Here is a 19,972-nt window from a genome sequence, read left to right as displayed (position 1 = left end):
GCGAGACGATTCGGGGGCTTTGCGGCAGACGCCATCGGCCCTTGGTCCTTCGTTTCATGGCCACCCATATGGAGAACATGCCATGGCACAATACATCCTGAAGCGGCTCCTGACGGTCATACCGGTGCTGTTCGGCCTCACCATCATCGTGTTCGCGATCATGGCGATGATCCCGGGCGATCCGGCAACCGCCATTCTCGGCTCCTATGCGACGCCGGAAAATGTCGATCGTATCAACCGGGCGCTCGGGCTCGACAAGCCGCTGGTGCAGCAATACTTCATCTGGCTCGGCAATATTCTCCACGGTGATTTCGGCCGGTCCTATACCCAGAACCGTCCGGTGATCGACATCATCACCGAGCGTTTCGGCAATACGCTGATCCTGGCCGGAACCTCGCTGGTGCTCTGTTCCATCCTCGGGCTGCTGGCCGGCATCGTCTCGGCGGTGCGCCAGTATGGCGTGACCGACAAGCTGGTGACGCTGTTCGTGCTGATCGGCATTTCGGTGCCGTCCTTCTGGCTCGGCCTGCTGCTGATCCTGCTGTTTGCCGTCAAGCTGCAATGGCTGCCGGCAAGCGGCATGTACGCGATCTATGGCGGCGGTGGTCCACTCGATCTTCTCAAACACCTGATCCTGCCGGCCTTTACCCTCGCGGTCGTGGCAACGGGCGTGGTGGCGCGGCTTACCCGCACATCCATGCTGGAAGTGTTGCGCCAGGACTATATCCGCACCGCCCGCGCCAAGGGGCTCACGGAGCGCCGGGTGATCATGCGCCACGCTTTCAAGGCGGCGCTGGTCTCCGTCATTCCGGTGCTCGGCATCCAGGCCGGTTTCGTGCTCGGCGGCGCGGTCTATATCGAGACCGTGTTCCAGTGGCCGGGCATCGGCTCGATGCTGGTGACCGCGATCTCCACCCGCGACCTGCTCACCGTTCAGGGGGGCGTGCTGATCGTGGCGGCAGCCTATGTGCTGTTCAACCTTGCCGCCGACGTCGTCCAGACCATGCTTGATCCGAGGTTGCGCTGATGACCGATGCCACGATGTCCACCCCCGTCAGAAAGAAGAAGAGCAGCCGTCCGAGCACGTTGAAGCTGCTGCTGAACAACACGCTTGCCACCACCGGACTGATCGTGCTGACGCTGATCGTCCTGGTGGCGATTGCAGCGCCGATCCTGCCGCTGCAGCCGCCGAACGTGACTGATCCCTCTGTCCGCCTGCTGCCGCCGCTTTCCGAAGGCCATCTGCTTGGAACGGATGCGCTTGGCCGCGATCTGTTGTCGCGGCTCGTCTGGGGCACACGCGTCAGCCTTGCCGTCGGCGTCTCGGCGACGCTGATTGCAGCCTTCTTCGGCTCGCTGATCGGCCTCGTGGCCGGCTATGCGGGCGGCAAGACCGACAATATCCTGATGCGCGGCATCGATATGGTCATGGCCTTTCCCTATATCCTGCTGGCGCTCGCGATCGTTGCCGTCTTGGGCCCCGGCCTCCTGAACGCGCTCTATGCGATCGCCGTCGTCAACATTCCGTTCTTTGCCCGCAACATTCGCGGCATGACGCTTGGCCTGTCGCGGCGGGAGTTCGTGGATGCGGCGCGGCTTTCCGGTAAATCGCATGCTGCCATCCTGTTCGGCGAAGTTCTGCCCAATGTCCTGCCGGTGATCATCATCACCATGTCGACCACGATCGGCTGGATGATCCTGGAGACGGCCGGCCTTTCCTTCCTGGGCCTCGGCGCGCAGCCGCCGCAGGCCGATCTCGGCTCCATGCTGGGCGATGGGCGCAAGGTGCTGTTCACCGATGCCCATGTCTCGATGGTGCCGGGCCTGATGATCTTCGCGCTGGTGATGAGCATCAACCTCCTCGGCGACGGCATTCGCGATGTACTCGATCCGCGCCTGAAATCCGGCGCGCTGGCGCGCCCCGGCGCCCGCACGGCGGTCAAGCGCGAGAAGGCACCCGCCGAAAAGCCGCGCGCTGGCGCGGTGCTCGATGTGCAGGACATGCGCACCGAGTTTCATGTCGGCGGCAGCATCTACAAGGCCGTCGGCGGCGTTGATCTGCATCTGAGAGATGGCGAATGTCTCGGGCTTGTCGGCGAATCGGGCTCCGGAAAATCCGTGACGGCGATGTCGCTGATGGGGCTGGTGCCGACGCCGCCCGGACGTATCGCGGGCGGCGCAGCGTGGTTTGACGGCGAGGACCTGTTTGCCGCAAGCGACGAACGCATCCGCCAGTTGCGCGGCGGGGCGGTCAGCCATGTCTTCCAGGATCCGCTGTCGACGCTGCATCCGCTTTATTCCGTCGGCGATCAGCTGATCGAGGCGATCCAGGCGCATCAGCCGCTGTCGAAATCAGAGGCCCGCGACGAGGCTACGCAGCTTCTGGAATCGGTGCGGATCCCCAACCCGGCCGAGCGGCTGAAGGCATTTCCGCACGAGCTTTCCGGCGGCATGCGCCAGCGCATCTCGATTGCCATAGCGCTTGCCAATGACGCGAAGCTGATCATCGCCGACGAGCCGACGACCGCGCTCGACGTCACCGTGCAGGCGCAGATCCTTGAGCTGATGAACGGGTTGCGCAAGGAGCGCAACACCGCGATCCTGTTCATCACCCATGATTTCGGCGTGGTCTCGGCAATCTGCGACCGGGTGGCGGTGATGTATGCGGGGCGGATCGTGGAGACCGGCACGACCGAGGAGATCCTCGCCAATCCTGCCCATCCCTACACCGCCAAGCTGATCGATTGCGTGCCGGTTCTGGGCGAACCCGACCGCAGGCTCGACGCCATCAAGGGCCGTCCGCCGGTGGTCAACGACCTGCCGGATGGCTGCGCCTTTGCCGACCGCTGTCCTTACGTGCAGGCCGATTGCCGCAAGGGCGACATTCCGATGCTGTCCTTCGGCGATGAGCGCGGCGCGCGCTGCATCCATCCGCTCAACCGGGAGACTGCCGATGCCTGAGGAAACGCTGATCGCAATCGACCGCGCCGAGCGTATTTTCGGCGGCGGCAAGACGTTGTTCGGCAAGAGGCTGCCCGCCGTCCACGCCGTCCAGGATGTCACCATCAATGTGCGCAAGGGCGAAACGCTCGGCATTGTCGGCGAGAGCGGCTGCGGCAAGTCGACGCTCGCGCGCCTGCTCTCGGGCCTCGATTTGCCGACCGGCGGCAAGATCACCCTCGAGGGCCGCGATCTCGCCCACGAGGCCCGAAAAAACCCGCGGGCGCTTGCCCGTCAGGTGCAGTATGTGTTCCAGGACCCGGTCTCCTCGCTCAACCCGCGCAAGAAGATCCGCACCATTCTGGAAGCCCCGCTCATCCATCTCCTGAAGATGAACAAGGCCGACCGCGAGAAGCGGCTGGAAGAGCTGATGGAGGCGGTCAATCTCGCGCCCGAATTTCTCGAGCGCTATCCGCATGAGTTTTCCGGCGGACAGGCCCAGCGGATCGGCATAGCCCGGGCGCTGGCCGCCGATCCGGAAGTGATCGTGCTCGACGAGCCGGTCTCTGCCCTCGACGTCTCGGTGCAGGCGCAGGTGCTCAACATTCTCGATGATCTGAAGGCCCGTTTCGGGCTCACCTATCTGTTCATCAGCCATGATCTCTCGGTGGTGGAATCAATCTCGGACCGGGTCGCGGTGATGTATTTCGGGCGGATCGTGGAGCTTGGCAGCCGCGATCAGGTGTTTGCCGAGCCGCTGCATCCCTATACCCATCTGCTGCTCAATTCTGCGCCCGCGCCCGGCCGCAAGGCGGTGTCCGGCGGCGACCGGCAGGCCGAACTGCCCGACCCCTACAATCCGCCGAAGGGCTGCGCCTTCTTCGCGCGCTGTCCGAACGGAACGGAGCATTGTCAGCAGAGCGTTCCGCCGATAGAGGAAGCGGCAGCAGGACCGGGTCACAGGGCTGCCTGTTTTCATCCGATGACCAAAAGAGCGCCATGAGGAAACCAAGCGACGAGAGCCGTCACGCATTTGCACCGCCCTTTGCCGAAAAGAAGCGCAAGCGCCCGGATATCATCGCCGACATGCTGCGCGAGCGTATCGTCGATGCCGGGCTGAAGCCGGGAGACAGGGTGCCGTCCGAGTGGCTTTCGCCGGAACAGCTTTCCGCCTCGCGCGGCACGGTGCGAGAGGCGCTGAAGATCCTCGAATTCCAGGGCATGATCGCGAGCAAGACCGGGCCCGGAGGCGGTGTCTTTGCAAGGGCAGTGGCGCCGGGTGAGGCGATCCAGACGGTCACCAACCTGTTCCTCGGCAATCCGCCTTCGCTTTCCGATATCTATGCGCTGCGCAAATCGCTTGAGCCGGAGCTTGCGGCAGAGGCCGCCTTGGCGCTGCCGGAGGCAGCCATCGAAAACCTGCAGGCGAAACTCCGCCTTTATGAAGCCGAGCCGGTCACCGTGGAAGAGGAATATCTCCAGCGCCTTGCCGAGCTTGATTTCCACGCGGAGCTTTCGCGCCATGCGACGAACGCGGTTCTGGGTTTTACCTGCGGCCTGCTTTTGAACCTTCTGCGTGACCTTCCCGAATGCCGCAAGATCTACCAGACCCCCAATCCCGGCCTCAAGGAAACCGGCATCTTCTACCAGGTCGAGCTGATCAAGGCGATCCGCAGCCGCAATCCGGACAAGGCGCGCCAGATCATGGCGGAACATATGGCCGAAGCCGAGGCTTATATGCTTGAGCGGGCGCGGCTGAACCGGGAGACGGAGCGTTGAGGGCGCTTGTATGGTGAGGAAGCGCCGAACATGGAGATGGATGGCGCTTAACGTTCGGCGCGCGCAACCGATGACGAAAGGCACGGCAATTGATGGATCGCCTATCCCGTCCAAGTGAAGGCCAGACCTTTGCGAGGCTTCTCGCCTGTCGGGAGCGGCGTGCCTTCCGCCTTTCCGCGTCACCCTCAAGCTTGACCCGGGGGTCCAGGCAGCGTTCTCCGTGTGGCCTGGATGCTCGGGTGAAGCCCGAGCCTGACACGAAGGGAGAGCTACGAGGGCATTTGCTCGCTTTCGATCTGCGGGAAGCATGTCTGAAACTCCGTCACCCGACCAACTCTGCCCATGATGGGAACGCTCGATGATCCGCACAATTCATTCAGACCATTGCCATCTTGGCTGGGACCGCTCCATCAAGCCGGTGCATTTTGCAAGGTCGGGCGAAACCATTGCCTTTTCCTGCCGTGACGCCGGGAATGGGCATTATCACCACGAAAGCACCGCCGCCGATATCCTGACCGCAGAACCTGCCAACGCCAACCCGCTCACCGGCCCGGTCTATGTGGACGGTGCCGAGCCCGGCGATGCGCTGAAGGTGACGATCCACGAATTCTCGCCGTCCGGCTTCGGCTGGAGCGCGGTCATCCCCGGCTTCGGACTGCTGGCGGATCAGTTCGCAGAACCGAAGCTGAAGCTCTGGGATTATGACACCACGGCGAAAACACCTGCCGTCTTCAACGATATCGCCAGCGTCCCGCTGCGCCCCTTCATCGGCACGATCGGCGTCGCGATGGCGGAACCCGGCAATCATTCGGTGATCCCGCCGCGCCATGTCGGCGGCAATCTCGACATTCGCGACATTGCAGCAGGTGCGACGCTCTATCTGCCGGTCGCCGTCGAGGGCGCGCTGCTGTCGCTGGGTGACACCCACGCCGCACAGGGCGATGGCGAGGTCTGCGGCACGGCGATCGAAAGCGCGATGGATGTCGAAATCACGGTCGAGGTGGTGAAGGGCGCGGCCCCAAAATTTCCGCGTTTCGAGACAAGGGGGCCGATCGCCCGCCATCTCGATGAAAGGGGCTACGAGGTGACGACCGGCGTCGGCCCGGATCTGATGGCGGCCGCCCGTGACGCCGTTTCCGGCATGATCGATCACCTTTCGGCATCGCGCGGACTTTCGCCCGAAGACGCCTACATGCTGTGCTCGGTTGCGGGCGATCTCAGGATCAGCGAAATCGTGGATGCGCCGAACTGGGTGGTGTCGTTCTATTTTCCGCGCATCGTCTTCGGCTAGGCGCGCCGCCGCTGTTCTGCGGGGCGCGCGCCATCGTTACCTCAGGCATGACCCGCGTGGTGCGGATGGGCGGCATCGTCGATCTTGTCGCTTTCCACGTCGGCCGAAAGATCCTGCTTCGCCTTGCCGATCGGCTGGCGTGTGAACCCTGCCATCGGGCCGGACTGCTGGAAGTCGCGCTTGATCTCGACATCGGAGGTCAGATAGGCGGTGATCATTTCCGCAATCGAGCGCAGCGCATGCATGTGGATGCGCTCATAGCCATGCGAGGCATCGACGCCGAAGGCGACGAGTGCCGTGCGCACGTCGGCGCCTGCCTCCACCGCACTTGCTGAATCCGAGCGGTAATAGCGGAACACATCCTTCTGGTAGCGGATGTCATTGGCCTTGCAGACATCCACCAGCTTCTTGGTCAGGTGCCAGTCAAACGGCCCGGTCTGGTCGGCCATGGCAATGGTGACGCCGAATTCGGAGGAATTCTGGCCGGGCGCGGTGGTGCCATTGTCGATCGAGACCAGCGAGGCGACCTCGGGCGAGACGATCGAGGAGGCGCCGACGCCGACTTCCTCGGCGATGGTGAACAGCCAGTGGCTTGCGACGGGCGTTTCCACCTTCTCCTCCTGCATCGCCTTCAGGGCGGCCAGCATCAGGGCAACACCCGCCTTGTTGTCGAGATGGCGGGAGACGATGAAGCCGTTCTCCATGAATTCCGGCTGCGGGTCGATGGCAACGATATCGCCGATCTCGATGCCGAGCCGGTCAAGATCCTGCTCGTCGCGGGTCAGCGCATCGACGCGCAACTCGACATATTGCCAGCCGACCGGCAGCTCGTCGATCTCGGTGTTGAAGGTGTGCCCGGAGGCCTTCAGCGGCAGGATAGTGCCGCGATAGGAACCCTTCTCGGTAAAGATCGTTGCGCGTGCACCTTCGGCAAAGCGGGCCGACCACGTTCCGATCGGGACGAGTTCGAGCCGGCCGTTGGACTTCAGATATTTTACCTGGGCGCCGAGCGTGTCGACATGGGAGACGACGGCGCGGGCGCCGCGGCTGTCGATGCCCTGGCGGACTGCGCGGATTGCGCCCCGCCTCGTCAGTTCCGCAGAAAGGCCCAGCTTTTCCAGTTCGCCGGTCACGAACCGCACGATCGGGTCGGTGTAGCCTGTGGGCGAGGGGATCGCGAGCAGCGATTTGAGAATATCGGCGAGGTAATCGGCGTCTATCGTCAGTCGTTTCATGTCTCACTCGTTCTTGTGGGCCTCACGCGCGGAGTGGCGCATGCCGGCCGGCATGGAGAGCGGGAAGAGCAGGTCGATGAACCGTTCTGCCGTCGGCTGCGGTTCGTGGTTCGCCAGCCCGGGCCGCTCATTGGCCTCGATGAAGGCATAATCAGGGTTTTGCGGGGACTTGATCATCAGGTCAATCCCCACCACGGGAATGTTGATCGCCCGCGCGGCCGAGATCGCGGCATCGACAAGCTTGGGGTGCACGATGTCGGTGACGTCGTGAATGGTGCCGCCGGTGTGGAGATTGGCGGTGCGGCGCACCCGGATCTCGGTGCCGGCCTTGGGCACATCGGCAAAGGTGTAGCCGGCATCGCGCACGGTGCGTTCGGTTTCGGCATCGAGCGGTATCGAGGATTCGCCGCCCGTGGCGGCCCTGCGCCGCTCGCTCTGGTTGGCAATGAGCTGCTCGATCGTCGACTTGCCGTCACCCACGATATGGGCGGGACGGCGCACGGCTGCCGCCACGAGCCGGTAATTGATGACGATCAGGCGAAGATCCTCGCCATCGACCATCTCCTCGATCAGCACCGTGTCGCAATAGTCCTTGGCTTCCTTCACGGCGGCCTGAAGGTCCTCGAATGTGGTGATGCCGACGGAAATGCCACGGCCCTGCTCGCCGCGCGCGGGCTTGACCACGAGGTGGCCCGCCTCTTCCAGAAACCCGCGAATGGCGTCATCGCCGGCATCCGAGGTCATCTGGCGCGGAACCTTAACGCCTGCTTCCTCGACGAACCGTCTGGTCACGGACTTGTCGTCACAGATAGACATGGCGACCGACGTCGTGAGTTCGGAAAGGCTCTCGCGGCAGTGGATCGAGCGGCCGCCATAGGAAAGGCGGAAGAAGCCGCCCTTGGCGTCGGTGATCTCCGCCGAAATGCCCCGGCGGCGCGCCTCGGTCACGATCAGCCGTGCATAGGGGTTGAGCGCCTCGTAATCCTCGGCTTCCGGGCCGGTGAACAGCTTCTCGTTGATCTGGTTCTTCCGCTTGACGGTGAAGTAGGGCACGCGGCGAAAGCCGAGCTTTTCGTATAGCCGGATCGCCGGGTCGTTGTCGTGCAGCACCGACAGGTCGAGATAGGATGCGCCGCGCGCGATGAAATGCTCGGCAAGCCGGCGCACCAGCGCTTCGCCGATGCCGCGCTGTCGGGCCTGTGGGTCGCTTGCAAGGCACCAGAGCGATGAGCCCCTTTCCGGATCGTTGAAGACACGGGTGTGGTCAATGCCGGTTACGGTGCCGAGAATGTCGCCGCTATGCTCTTCTTCCGCCACGAAATAGGAGATCGAGCGGGCATCGCGCTGGCGCCAGAAGAAATCGGGCCGCACCACGACCATGCCGCGCGAGGCATAGATCCTGTTGATCGCCTGTGCATCGATCTCCGACGTCAACCGGCGGATGAAGAAGCCCTGCGGTGGCTTTGAGGCCGGGCGGTAGGTGGAAAGCTCCAGCCGGTAGGTGTGGGATGGGTCGAGGAAGACCTCCTGCGGCGCATTGGCGAGCACCACATGCGGATCACGCACATAGATCGCGATATCGCGGTGGTCCGGCACTTCCGCGCGCAGGGTCTCGATCAGAAGCTTGGTATCGGAAAACGTCTGGCCGAAGACCACGCGCCCCCAACCGCAATCGATCGAGGCATCCGCCGTCATGCCGCCGCCATCATTGCTGATCGGCGGCTTCATGCCCTGCGAACGCATCCGCTTCAGACGATGCGAATAGGCATCGCGCCCGCGGTGGTCGTCTTTGGAGCCTTTGTCCGAACTCATCGGCCTACCCTCAGATGTCGTGTGACTGAAGCCACATTTCCAGAAGCGCGACCTGCCACAGTTCCGAACCGCGCAGCGGCGTGATGTGGCCGATCGGATCGATGAACAGGTCGTCGAGATAGGCCTTGTTGAACAGGCCGCGTTCGCTCGACACCTGGCTCGTCAGGACGTCGCGCACCATGTCGAGATATTCGCCGGAGATATATTTGAGCTGGGGCACCGGGAAATAGCCCTTCTTGCGGTCGATCACCTCATGCGGCACGACCAGGCGCGCGGCATCCTTCAGCACACCCTTGCCGCCGTCATTGAGCTTGAACTCCGGCGGAATGGTGGCCGCAAGCTCGGCAAGCTCATGATCGAGGAACGGCACGCGCGCCTCGAGGCCCCAGGCCATGGTCATGTTGTCGACGCGCTTGACCGGGTCGTCGACCAGCATCACCTGGCTGTCGAGACGCAGCGCCCGGTCAACGGGGCCTTCGGCGCCCCCCGCCATCAGATGGCTTTCGACAAAGGCGCGGCTGACATCTTCTTGCGCCAGCCATTCCGGCGAAAGGTGGCGGGCCATCTTGGCATGGTCGCGGTCGAAGAAGCCCTTGGCATAATCGCCGACGACATCATTCGAGTTCTCGAGCGGCGGATACCAGTGATAGCCGGCGAAAATCTCGTCCGCGCCCTGACCGGACTGGACCACCTTGATGTGCTTGGAAACCTCGCGCGACAGCAGGAAGAAGCCGATATTGTCATAGGACACCATCGGTTCCGACATCGCATTGATGGTATCGGGCAGCGCGCTCATCAATTCGGAGGACGGCACGAAGATCTTGTGGTGATCGGTGCCGAAGCGCTCGGCGATCAGGTCGGAATAGGTGAACTCGTCGCCCTTTTCGCCATTGGCTTCCTCGAAGCCGATCGAGAACGTCATCAGGTCCTTCTGGCCTTCTTCGGCGAGAAGTCCGGTGATGATCGAGGAATCGACGCCGCCTGACAGCAGCACGCCGACTGGCACGTCGGAAACCATGCGGCGGCGCACGGCGGTCCTCAGCGCATCGAGAACCCGGTCGCGCCATTCCTCGCGGCTGAGATTGGCCGTCGCGGTATCGCGCTCATGCTTCGGCGACCAGTAGCGGATATCCTCGAACGAACCATCGGGCTCGAAGCAGCGGGTGGTGGCCGGCGGCAGCTTGCGCACGCCCTTGATGATGGTATGCGGCGGCGGCACGACGGCGTGAAACGACATGTAATGGTGGAGCGCCACCGGATCGACCGATTTGTCGATGCCGCCGCCCTTCAACAGCGCAGGCAGCGTCGAGGCAAAGCGGATGTTGCGGCCGCTGGTCGCATAATAGAACGGCTTGATGCCGAACCGGTCGCGCGCGATCATCGCCTTGCCGCTGTCGCGCTCGACGATGGCGAAGGCGAACATGCCGTGGAACCGCTTCACGCAGTCGCGACCCCAGGCATGATAGGCCTTCATGATGACTTCGGTATCGCCGGTGGAGAAGAACTTGTAGCCCTTGTCCTCCAGCTCGCGCTTCAGCTCCGGGTAGTTGTAGATGCAACCGTTGAAGACGATGGTGAGGCCGAGTTCCGGATCGGTCATCGGCTGGGCGGCCTTTTCCGAAAGATCGATGATCTTCAGGCGGCGGTGGCCGAAGGCGAAGCGCCCCTGTGCAAATATGCCGCTGCCATCCGGCCCACGCGGCGCGAGCGCCTCTGTGATGCGGGCCACGGCTTCGGAATCGGCAAGTGTTCCATCGAATCTGATCTCTCCGGCAATACCACACATGGTCGGCTCGGTCGCTCCTTGAACGTTCGGCCCGCCTGAACGGGCCATGGGTGAAAGCGCCGTCGCGATCATCGCGCGGCGCAGTTTCTGGTCGGCGACGGGCCTGGGCCCGCGCTTAAGGGTTGTGTTTAGTTACAGCAGAAATCATTTGAGTTCAAATCATTTCTGCTGTAACTGATTGCCATCATGATGGACATCGAGACGGACATGGCGGCAGTGAATGCGGAAGCGGTGATGAAGGCGATCCGGCGCATCGCCCACGCAATCGACACCCGCTCCAAGCAGATAGGGCGGGAATCCGGGCTGACCATACCGCAGATCGTGGTTTTGAAGGCGGTCAGCGACCAGGGCGCGCTGACGACGGCGGCGATCTCGCGCCAGGCCGATCTCAGCGCCGCGACCACCGTGACCATTCTTGACAAGCTTGAGGCCAAGGGCCTGATCCGGCGCAACCGCTCCACCAGCGACCGCCGCACAGTCCAGGCCGAGCTGACGGAAACGGGGCGTGAGGCGCTTCTTTCCTCGCCTGCGTTTTTTGCCGACGGTTTCGCCTCGGATTTCGCGTCCTTCAGCAAGACCAAACAGCAGGACATCGTCGCCGCGTTCACAATGGTGGCCGATCTGCTGGATCGACACGACGTGGAAAAGACATAAGCCAAGCGCGGTCCCTCAGTGGTTGCGAAGGGCCGCGATCAGCTCGGATTTCTTCATGGACGATCGGCCATCGATGCCGATCTCGCGCGCGCGCTCATACAGTTCGTCGCGCGTCCACTCCTCGTAAGGCGATGCTTTCCCGCCTTTTTTCGAGGGGGATATGCCGGGATTGGCCTTCGCGTTCGCGATCCGCGCGGCCTTCTCCTTGGATGCGCCGTTGCGCCTCAGGGCTTCGTAGGTATCCTCGTCCTTGATGGAAGCATTGTCTTTCGCGGCTGCCATGGGCGCTCTCTCCGATCGGTCATTTTGATGCAACGACCGGAGCGCGCGTTTGGTTCCGGGCAGTCAGCGGTTAGCGCGTGCTTCCGCCCCGTCCACGATGGCGCGGATGGTGTCTGCGACCCGATAGGCGAAGGCGAAGGATTCGTCTGGCTCGAAGCCAGGATCCTCCTCCTGGCCCTTCACCGTCAGCAGTCCATCGAGTGCGCGGCGGAATACCGAATAATCCTTGCCTTCCGCGAGTGCTGCGGCAAGCGCGATCAGCACTTCCTGATGGGCGGCGATCTGGGCTTCCAGACGTTCCAGACGTTGCTCTGACATGATTTCCTCGCTCTGTTCTTCTGTTGCCATGAGGTACACAGCCCGGGGCCAAAAGCAATGGCGGTATCGCCGGCAGCGGAACCAAGCCGTGCGCCAGGCGTTTTTGAAGGAATTGCATTGCACTCAGCAGGAGCATTTCGTGTCCGTCGCCGAACCACCGCGCGAGTTTCATTCGCTGACGGAAATTGTTGAGCAGACCATGCGGGAAGCAGGAGAGGACCATGTATCCGTGGACCATCTGGTCTCCTCCTTCGGACATGCCTCCTTCGTGCCGCTGCTGATCCTGCCGGCGCTCGTTCTGATCACGCCCTTGAGCGGCGTGCCCGGCCTTTCCACGCTGTGCGGTCTGATCATCCTGCTGATCGCGGCGCAGCAGCTTGTCGGTCATAGCCAGATCTGGCTTCCCGGCTGGATCCGCAACCGAGAAATGCAATCTGACAAGTTCCACGCCGCCATGCAGAAGCTGCTCCCCATGACCCGTTTTATCGACAGGGCTGCCCGTGAGCGCCTGACATTCCTGTTCAAGCCGCCGCTCCTGTGGCTGCTCCCGCTTGCCTGCGTCATCTTCGGCGCATTGATGCCGGTGATGGAATTCATCCCGTTTTCATCGTCGCTGATCGGGGTGTCGGTGACGCTGATTGCATTCTCGATCCTGACCCGGGACGGGATCTTCGCGCTTCTTGCCCTCGTGCCGCTCGGCGTCGTGATCTGGGGCATGACCAGCGTGCTTTCCGCGCTCTGAGGCGCTCAGCCCGCCAGTGAGGTGCGCGGCCGATCAATGCCGAACTTCGCGCGATAGGCTGACGGGGAAATGCCCATCCAGCGCTGGAACGCGCGCGAGAAATTGGCGTGTTCTTCATAGCCCAGCGAAAAAGCGATCTCGGCGACCGAGACATTGGTCTGGGCGAGAAGCTCGAGCGCGCGCGTGCGGCGGGCAGCCTCCAGAATATCCTTGTAGGTGTAGCCCGCGGTCGACAGACGGCGTTGCAACCCCCTCACGCCGTACCCGACCGTTTGTGCAGCCCCTTCGATATCGCTCTTGCCTTCCAGAAGCCGCATCGCAACGATGGCGGAGAAGGAGCGTGCGGGTTCCTGCGCCTCCGGCAGCACCACATCGGCGGCGATATCCTTCAATGTCAAAGCCTGCAGCGCGGCGAGTTTTCCTTCAGGCTGTTTGCGCGCCAGCTGCTCGGCTGAAAACGGCAGCGCAACGCCTTTTCCTCCGCAGCGCAGCGGCGCCTGGAGCAGGGTTTCTATCACCTGGGCCTCGCGGTCGCGCGGATAGTTCACCTCGATCCACTCCGGAACCCATGCCCGGCCGAGATAAAGCCGCGCATAGCTCAACATCGGAAAAAGAAGGTGATCGGTGTAGTGCATGATGCGGTCTTGCCTGAGCGGGGGGACGACCCGCCAGACGAAACCGCGACCAACCGGCTGAAGCGTCATCTCGAAGGCTGACATGTGCGCCCAGTTGGTGGCATTGAGGCGATTGATGCCGGTGCCGAGCGTGGGCGCCTGGGTGCCGTACTGCGCCCATCCGCCCCAGCCCTGGTAATTGGTGTCCCGCCCGACCCGGAAGCCGAGAGTGCGGTCGTCCAGAATGGCGCCGGCCTGGGCAAACAGTTCTGCCATCACCGCAACCGGGATCGGCATGTTCGGGTTATCCAGGGTCTGTATCGGCAGACCGGCAGCGCGGAACGCCTTGAACAGCCCTTTTTCTCCTCCGCCTGTTTCGAGGAAATTGGGCAGGAGACCCATGCCCCGCGCTCTGGAAAGCCCCACCAAGCCCCGATTTCCTGACAAGATAATCTCCCGATTGACGCGAAATGAAAAGCTGCCAGGTGAATTACATCCTATCCCATATCAGAGTGGGGATAGGAGCAAGCTGGCCACAAACTCGGTCTACATGTAACTCAGGCTAACTAAGCGATTGTTTAAGAAGCTTTATTTGCATCAAAATGGTGGGCGTGATTGTCGCGCCGGGGTCACACCGTGTGGATCTCACATCCCTTTTATACAGCTTAACGTTGCCAAACCTCAAAGGCAACATATGACCAGCGTCATGGAACATCAGCCATGCGCGAAGGAGGGAATATCATGATGAAACTACCCCGGATCACAGGCGCGAAGGCGGCGTCCGCCTTCCTCGCGACAGCGCTTTGCGCGTCGGCGCTGACGAGCGTGACAGCGCTAGCTCAAGACGCAGCGCCGGCCCAGAGCAGCGCGCCGGCTGCAACCGCCGACACGGCCAAGCCGGCCGGAAGCCAGCCCAACATCCTTTTCATCATGGCAGATGACGTCGGTTACATGCAGCCGTCGATCTATCACCGTGGCCTGATGGTCGGCGAAACGCCGAACATCGACCGCATCGGCGAAGAAGGCATGATGTTCACCGACTACTATGCCGAGCAGAGCTGCACGGCTGGCCGTACCGCCTTCTTCACCGGCATGAACCCCGTCCGCGTCGGCATGCTGCTGCCCGAAATTCCGGGCTCCGAATCCTGGCTGCGCAAGGGCACGCCCTCGCTTGCCGTATTCATGCGCGACCTCGGCTATTCCACCGGCGAATTCGGCAAGAACCACCTGGGCGATACCGCTGAATCGCTGCCGACCGCCCATGGCTTCGAGGAATTCTGGGGCTATCTCTACCACCTCGACGCCATGCAGGCTGCAAGCTTCCCCGATATCAACTCCAGCCCGACCGTTCAGTCGATCGTGCCGCCCTGCACCAATACGCCGGTGCCCGGCCTTTCCGATCCCGACGGCGCGATCGATCCGTCCCAGGGTCTGTGCATGACCCCGCCGCGTCCGGTGATCGCTTGCACGTCCTCCGATGGCTCGCAGGAAAACCAGAGCTGCACGGATGAAGGTCCGATCACGCTCGACCGCTCGGCGACCATTGACGAGGAAATCTCGGCCAAGGTCGTCGACTTCCTGGATCGCAAGGACCCGGACAAGACCGGCAAGCCCTTCTTCGTCTGGTACAATCCTGCACGCATGCATGTGACCACTGTCCTGTCCGACAAGTACAAGGCCATGCTCGGCACGCAGGGCGGCAAGGACTGGGGCGTCAACGAAGCTGCGATGAAGCAGGTTGACGACAATATCGGTCTCGTCCTCGACAAGCTTGAGGAAATGGGTGAGCTGGATAATACCATCGTCGTTTTCACCACCGACAACGGCGCTGAAACCATCACCTTCCCCGATGGCGGCGTGACCCCGTTCGCAGCCGGCAAGCTCTCCACCTGGGAAGGCGGCATGCGCGTACCGCTCGTCATTCGCTGGCCTGGCCACATCGAAGCCGGTACGGTCAACAGCGACATCTTTTCCGCTCTCGACTGGATGCCGACGCTGGTTGAACTGGCAGGCGGCCCGAAGGGCGACGAGCTGAAGCAGAAGATCGAGGCCGGCGAATATCCGGGCATCGTCAAGACCACGCTCGACGGCGTGAACCAGGTCGGTTCGCTGCAGGGCCAGGGCTCCAAGCGCGATACCTTCTTCTACTATTCCGGCTCCACGCCTTCGGCCGTGCGCTACAAGAACTGGAAGATGTATTTCGCCATGGTCGACCAGGACCCGACGAAGACCTTCAACGGCGTCGAACAGTTCAGCTGGACTCAGGTCGTCAACATCAAGCGTGACCCCTTCGAACAGTCGATCGGTTCGTTCACCAAGACCCTTCAGGGTGTCGGTGGCGCGCTCGGCGGCCCGGTGACAGCCTATACCTATGACTGGAACATGCTGCCGATCGGCCAGGCCCTGTGGCTCAAGGAACTGGAAACCTACAAGGAGTTTCCGCCGCTCCAGCACCCGGCGAGCTACAACCTCGACCAGGTCATGGATCAGGTGAAGTCCTCGAGCACCTCGCGCGACTAGTCGCGGTCAAGATACGGGCCGGCCCAAACGGGCCACCCGGTTGTCGCCATGCTGCAGCGCGCACCCCGCGGCATGGCGCCGGCAAGGACGGGGGGCCTCTCGGCCTCCCGTCATTGTCCGTTCTGCGACAGCAATCGGAGGAGTAAATATGAGCATTGCATCCCCCATCCGCGCAGCGCTGATGGCGCCCGCCTTTGCCCTGGCGCTGTTCGTTTCCGCCTCGGCAGACCAGGCCGATCCGCTTCCCTCTTGGAATGCCGGCGAAAACAAGCAGGCCATCCTCGATTTCGTGACGTCTTCCACCGACAAGACAAACAGCGACTACATCGAGCCGGCCGACCGCATCGTCGTGTTCGACAATGACGGAACGCTCTGGACCGAGCATCCGATGTACACCCAGCTCGCCTTCGCGCTCGACCGGGTCAAGGCGCTTGCGCCGGAGCATCCGGAATGGAGCACCACCGAGCCGTTCCAGTCCGCGCTTGCGGGCGACATGCAGGGCCTTGCCAAGACCGGCGAAAAGGGTGTCCTTCAACTGATCGCCGCAACCCATACCGGCATGAGCACGGCCGATTTCGAGGCCATCGTTGCGGAGTGGTTCAAGACCGCCGAACACCCGCGCTTCAAGCGGCCCTATACCGAACTCGCCTATCAGCCCATGCTCGAAGTGCTCGACTATATGCGCGACAACGGTTTCAAGACCTATATCGTCTCCGGCGGCGGCGTTGAATTCATGCGCGTCGTCACGGAAGAGGTCTATGGCATTCCTTCCGAACAGGTCATCGGATCGGCCGTGAAGACCAAATATGAAATCGTCAACGGCGTTCCGCAGCTAACCCGCGAGGCGGCCCTGGGATTTGACGATGACAAGGCCGGCAAGCCGGTCGCCATCAATGCCGTGATCGGCAAGCGTCCCGTTGCAGCCTTCGGCAATTCCGACGGCGACAAGCAGATGCTGGAATGGACCGCAGCCGGAAAGGGCGCGCCGCTGATGATGTTCGTTCATCATGACGACGCCACCCGCGAATATGCCTATGGCCCTGCCGCAGGCCTGCCCGGCTCGCCCTTCGGCACCTTCTCCCAGGCCACGATGGACGAAGCCGAAAAAAGCGGCTGGCATATCATCAGCATGAAGGATGACTGGTCCGAGATCTTTCCGCCCGAGCAGAAATAGGCTCTCCGGCGTAAACCTTTGTCCGCCTTGTCCATGCCCAGCTCGGCGGACCTTTTATCAGACGGCGCGTGCGGTTCATCCGCCCGCGCCGTTTTCCGTATCCCGGTTCGTCAGCCCCAGCTGAAAGACGGGCCTTCCTCGCGGAAGCGGTCGAAATCCTCGATCGCCTTCAGCGAGCGGCCGTTGTCGATGGCGGCAAGGTCGAGGATGATGGTGTTGGCAATCGTCATCGGCACCACCAGCGACTGCGACTGGCCGAGTGTGCCGCGAGAGACGGTGATGTGATGGTCGGGCGCGGGCGTGAAACGGCCGCCTGCGACATCGGTGATCGCAAGCGTGGTCGCCCCGCGGCTTGCCGCGACCGAGCGGATGTCGTGCATCAGCGGCGGCGGGCTGCGGAAGGCGAAGAGCCACAGCACGTCCTGCGCTGTCATCGCCATCAGCGTTTCGCGCATCAGGTTCGGCGTCGCGGTCAGGTCGCATGCGGCATAGCCGGAGCGGTTGAGGCGGAGGTTGACGAGGTGGGCGAGCGCGCCGAAATGGCCGAGCCCGACCACGTAAATCCGCCGGCAGTCGCGCAGCGTCTCTGAAAACGTCCGGATCTGGCCGTCATGGACGGCCTTGCGGGCGTTTTCGAGCGCGGCGATCTCGCTGTCGATCACGGAGGAGACCAGCGCTCCTTCGTCGGCGCGCAGCAGCCGGGCGGCGACGCGGGCGGCGCCATTGTCGAAATCCTCGCCCTCTTCCACCAGGCTGTTCTGCAGGAAGGTGCGGAATTCGGGATAGCCATCGAAACCGAGCCTTCGTGCCAGCCTGACGGCGGAGGAGGGGTGAAGCCCCGCCCGGCTCGAGATCTCGCGGCCGTTTTCGAGAGCCGCCCGAAACGGGTTCTGCAGCAGCACATCGAGAAGGCGGCTATCGGCCTCCGTCAGCCGTTCGGCGTTGAGCGCCACGAGCTCGCTCAGATGCTGCGGGATGTCGTCTGTCCTGTCCATATGCCGTCCATGTCCCTACCGGTGTCAGATGCCCGCAACGGCAAGGTCGCGGCGTGCGCCGGTCTCGCTGTCGAAGACATGCGCGGCCTTCATGTCGCAGGCGATCCAGCAGGCGGAAAGATCGGCGGGAAGGGCGCTGCGATGCGCGGTCAGCGTAACCCGCCCGGCGGGCGTTTCGCAATGCAGCACAACATCTGATCCCGTCATTTCGCTCAAGGTGACCCGTGCGGGAAGCGCGATGCCCTCGGGCTTTTCCGCGAGAAGCGTGAGGGCGTCGGAACGCAGACCCACGGTCATGTCGGCGGGAATGCCTGCGCCCGGCAGTTCGGCAGCGGTCAGGAAATTCATTTCCGGCGCGCCGATGAAGCTTGCGACGAAGCGGTTGGCGGGCCGGTCGTAGATCGCCTCGGGCGTGTCGAACTGCTGCAGGTAGCCGCCCTTCATCACCGCGATCCGGTCGGCGAGCGACAGGGCCTCGGTCTGGTCGTGGGTGACGTAGATGATCGTCGCCTTCAGCGCCTTGTGCAGTTCCTTGATCTCCCGGCGGAGCGTCACGCGCAACGCATTGTCGAGGTTCGAAAGCGGCTCGTCCATCAGGAAGGTGGAGGTGTCGCGGGCAATGGCCCTGCCCATGGCCACGCGCTGGCGCTGGCCGCCGGAAAGGGCGGCGGGCTTGCGGTCGAGATAGGCGTCGAGCTGCAGCATGCCTGCCACTTCGACTGCCCGCTCGTTGCGCGCCTTCCTGGCCATGCCGCGCAGCTCCAGCCCGAAGGCGATGTTCTCGCGCACGGTCATATGCGGATAGAGCGCGTAGTTCTGGAAGATCATCGCGATGTCGCGGTCCTGCGGCGAGATGTCGTTGGCGCGTCTGCCGTCGATGATGATGTCGCCCTCAGGGCAGGTCTCGAGCCCCGCTATCAGGCGCAGAAGGGTGGACTTGCCGCAGCCGGAGGGGCCGACGATCACGATGAACTCGCCGGGCTCGATATCCATCGACACCCCGTGCAGCACCGTCGGCCCGTGATCATAGGCCTTGCGGATGTTCTTCAGCGAAATGCGGCTCATGGCGTTTCCTCCATGCGGGCGTTGCGGATGGCGATGGCGAGCGAGGGCCGGTCGGTGGTGAACACCTTCACGCTGAGATCGAATGCCTTTTCGATCTGGGAACGGGTGTGGGCGGCATAGCAGCCGAAGGCGAGGCCGGCATCCTCTGCCGATCGCATCAGGGCCGGGGTGGCAGTGTCGATATGCACGCTGATCTCGACAATACCGCGCAAGCGGGCAAGATCGATGACGCCGCGCGCGCCCAGCTGGGAGAGCACGGGGGGAGAGACCAGCCATAGCGCAGGCCGGTTAGTTGCGCCGCCAAGCTCTGTCAGCGTGTCAATCAGGAATGAGGAGAAGGTCGTGGCCGAGAGCTTTCCCGCCGCCGCGAGTGCCTTGACCGCTTTCGGCACGAAGCCTTTATAGGCGCGGCCGTCTGCGCCGGGCTTGATCTCGCAGCGGAAGCCGACCGGGCTTTCAGCGAAGATCGTGCAGAGCTCCTCGATGAACAGCGGATGGCGGAAGCCGGCGCCGGCGTGATCGACCACGGCCGCCCGCACTTCGGTCGCCGTCATTTCGGCGATCGCGCCGCTTGTGTCTGTGGTGCGGTCGAGCGTTGCGTCATGGTGGACGATGATGCGGCCGTCGGCGGTCGGGTGCAGGTCGAACTCGACCTCGTCGACGGCCATGGCTGCGGTCGCGGTAAAGCCGGCCCAGGTGCTATCTCCGAATTCGAGGGTTCCGCCGCGGTGGGAGGCAATGCGTGTCACTGTGGTCTTTCCTGTC

At 63.0% G+C, this 19,972-nt stretch carries 18 protein-coding genes; 9 read left to right on the top strand and 9 right to left on the bottom strand.

The window, feature by feature from the left end:
• Positions 1 to 82 precede the first annotated feature (82 nt).
• From HPQ62_RS13560 to HPQ62_RS13540, 5 genes are all read left to right on the top strand, one after another.
• Entirely contained in the window at positions 83 to 1,027 is a 945-nt protein-coding gene (locus HPQ62_RS13560) for an ABC transporter permease (protein ID WP_174803106.1), read from the top strand.
• Positions 1,027 to 2,961, top strand: coding sequence for a dipeptide/oligopeptide/nickel ABC transporter permease/ATP-binding protein (locus HPQ62_RS13555; RefSeq protein ID WP_174803105.1), 1,935 nt, complete (start codon positions 1,027 to 1,029; stop codon positions 2,959 to 2,961). Before HPQ62_RS13560 ends, HPQ62_RS13555 begins: the two co-directional genes overlap by 1 nt.
• Positions 2,954 to 3,943 (top strand): ABC transporter ATP-binding protein, encoded by a 990-nt coding sequence (locus HPQ62_RS13550; protein WP_174803104.1) that lies wholly within the window; start codon positions 2,954 to 2,956, stop codon positions 3,941 to 3,943. The genes HPQ62_RS13555 and HPQ62_RS13550 overlap by 8 nt, the downstream gene beginning before the upstream one ends.
• Complete coding sequence (locus tag HPQ62_RS13545) at positions 3,940 to 4,719, top strand: FadR/GntR family transcriptional regulator (RefSeq protein WP_174803103.1); 780 nt, start codon at positions 3,940 to 3,942, stop codon at positions 4,717 to 4,719. Before HPQ62_RS13550 ends, HPQ62_RS13545 begins: the two co-directional genes overlap by 4 nt.
• A gap of 358 nt (positions 4,720 to 5,077) precedes the next feature.
• A complete protein-coding gene (locus tag HPQ62_RS13540) occupies positions 5,078 to 6,010 on the top strand; it encodes an acetamidase/formamidase family protein (protein ID WP_174803102.1) in 933 nt (310 codons plus the stop codon).
• Positions 6,011 to 6,051: 41 nt separating this feature from the next.
• Here the strand turns inward: HPQ62_RS13540 and HPQ62_RS13535 are convergent, their stop codons facing one another.
• The 3 genes from HPQ62_RS13535 to HPQ62_RS13525 are packed head-to-tail and all read right to left on the bottom strand — an operon-like array spanning position 6,052 to position 10,843.
• Entirely contained in the window at positions 6,052 to 7,245 is a 1,194-nt protein-coding gene (locus HPQ62_RS13535) for an osmoprotectant NAGGN system M42 family peptidase (RefSeq protein ID WP_174803101.1), read from the bottom strand.
• 3 nt (positions 7,246 to 7,248) lie between these two features.
• Entirely contained in the window at positions 7,249 to 9,057 is a 1,809-nt protein-coding gene (gene ngg / locus HPQ62_RS13530) for an N-acetylglutaminylglutamine synthetase (RefSeq protein WP_174803100.1), read from the bottom strand.
• A 10-nt stretch (positions 9,058 to 9,067) separates the two neighbouring features.
• The gene (locus HPQ62_RS13525; RefSeq protein ID WP_174803099.1) at positions 9,068 to 10,843 is read right to left on the bottom strand and encodes an N-acetylglutaminylglutamine amidotransferase; all 1,776 of its coding nucleotides are present in this window, start codon (positions 10,841 to 10,843) and stop codon (positions 9,068 to 9,070) included.
• A 186-nt stretch (positions 10,844 to 11,029) separates the two neighbouring features.
• Between HPQ62_RS13525 and HPQ62_RS13520 the strand changes: the two genes are divergently transcribed.
• A complete protein-coding gene (locus HPQ62_RS13520) occupies positions 11,030 to 11,497 on the top strand; it encodes a MarR family winged helix-turn-helix transcriptional regulator (RefSeq protein WP_174803098.1) in 468 nt (155 codons plus the stop codon).
• 15 nt (positions 11,498 to 11,512) lie between these two features.
• On the opposite strand, the gene HPQ62_RS13515 is transcribed toward HPQ62_RS13520, so the two are convergent.
• Both HPQ62_RS13515 and HPQ62_RS13510 read right to left on the bottom strand, forming a co-directional pair.
• Entirely contained in the window at positions 11,513 to 11,779 is a 267-nt protein-coding gene (locus HPQ62_RS13515) for a DUF7218 family protein (RefSeq protein WP_174803097.1), read from the bottom strand.
• A 63-nt stretch (positions 11,780 to 11,842) separates the two neighbouring features.
• Positions 11,843 to 12,097, bottom strand: a complete 255-nt coding sequence (locus HPQ62_RS13510; RefSeq protein ID WP_174803096.1) for a hypothetical protein — start codon at positions 12,095 to 12,097, stop codon at positions 11,843 to 11,845.
• A 139-nt stretch (positions 12,098 to 12,236) separates the two neighbouring features.
• Between HPQ62_RS13510 and HPQ62_RS13505 the strand changes: the two genes are divergently transcribed.
• Positions 12,237 to 12,839 (top strand): exopolysaccharide biosynthesis protein, encoded by a 603-nt coding sequence (locus tag HPQ62_RS13505; protein ID WP_342343714.1) that lies wholly within the window; start codon positions 12,237 to 12,239, stop codon positions 12,837 to 12,839.
• A 5-nt stretch (positions 12,840 to 12,844) separates the two neighbouring features.
• Here the strand turns inward: HPQ62_RS13505 and HPQ62_RS13500 are convergent, their stop codons facing one another.
• Positions 12,845 to 13,879 carry an AraC family transcriptional regulator ligand-binding domain-containing protein gene (locus HPQ62_RS13500; protein WP_174803094.1) on the bottom strand — a complete coding sequence of 345 codons (1,035 nt, stop codon included), beginning with the start codon at positions 13,877 to 13,879 and terminating at the stop codon, positions 12,845 to 12,847.
• A gap of 315 nt (positions 13,880 to 14,194) precedes the next feature.
• Here HPQ62_RS13500 and HPQ62_RS13495 point away from each other — a divergent pair, with 315 nt between their 5' ends.
• Both HPQ62_RS13495 and HPQ62_RS13490 read left to right on the top strand, forming a co-directional pair.
• Complete coding sequence (locus HPQ62_RS13495) at positions 14,195 to 15,973, top strand: arylsulfatase (protein ID WP_280516280.1); 1,779 nt, start codon at positions 14,195 to 14,197, stop codon at positions 15,971 to 15,973.
• 148 nt (positions 15,974 to 16,121) lie between these two features.
• The gene (locus HPQ62_RS13490) at positions 16,122 to 17,147 is read left to right on the top strand and encodes an HAD family hydrolase (protein WP_174803093.1); all 1,026 of its coding nucleotides are present in this window, start codon (positions 16,122 to 16,124) and stop codon (positions 17,145 to 17,147) included.
• A 110-nt stretch (positions 17,148 to 17,257) separates the two neighbouring features.
• On the opposite strand, the gene HPQ62_RS13485 is transcribed toward HPQ62_RS13490, so the two are convergent.
• From HPQ62_RS13485 to HPQ62_RS13475, 3 genes are read right to left on the bottom strand one after another with little or no spacing between them, the layout of a single operon-like run.
• The gene (locus tag HPQ62_RS13485) at positions 17,258 to 18,142 is read right to left on the bottom strand and encodes a MurR/RpiR family transcriptional regulator (RefSeq protein WP_174803092.1); all 885 of its coding nucleotides are present in this window, start codon (positions 18,140 to 18,142) and stop codon (positions 17,258 to 17,260) included.
• A 24-nt stretch (positions 18,143 to 18,166) separates the two neighbouring features.
• Positions 18,167 to 19,207 (bottom strand): ABC transporter ATP-binding protein, encoded by a 1,041-nt coding sequence (locus HPQ62_RS13480; RefSeq protein WP_174803091.1) that lies wholly within the window; start codon positions 19,205 to 19,207, stop codon positions 18,167 to 18,169.
• Entirely contained in the window at positions 19,204 to 19,956 is a 753-nt protein-coding gene (locus HPQ62_RS13475) for a glycerophosphodiester phosphodiesterase family protein (RefSeq protein WP_342343713.1), read from the bottom strand. Before HPQ62_RS13475 ends, HPQ62_RS13480 begins: the two co-directional genes overlap by 4 nt.
• Positions 19,957 to 19,972: the final 16 nt, after the last annotated feature.

Origin of the sequence: Martelella limonii, from assembly GCF_013344475.1 — a bacterium.
GTDB lineage: Bacteria > Pseudomonadota > Alphaproteobacteria > Rhizobiales > Rhizobiaceae > Martelella > Martelella limonii.
Note: the sequence above shows the minus strand (reverse complement) of the source record. Positions and strands in the feature narration are given on the sequence as shown.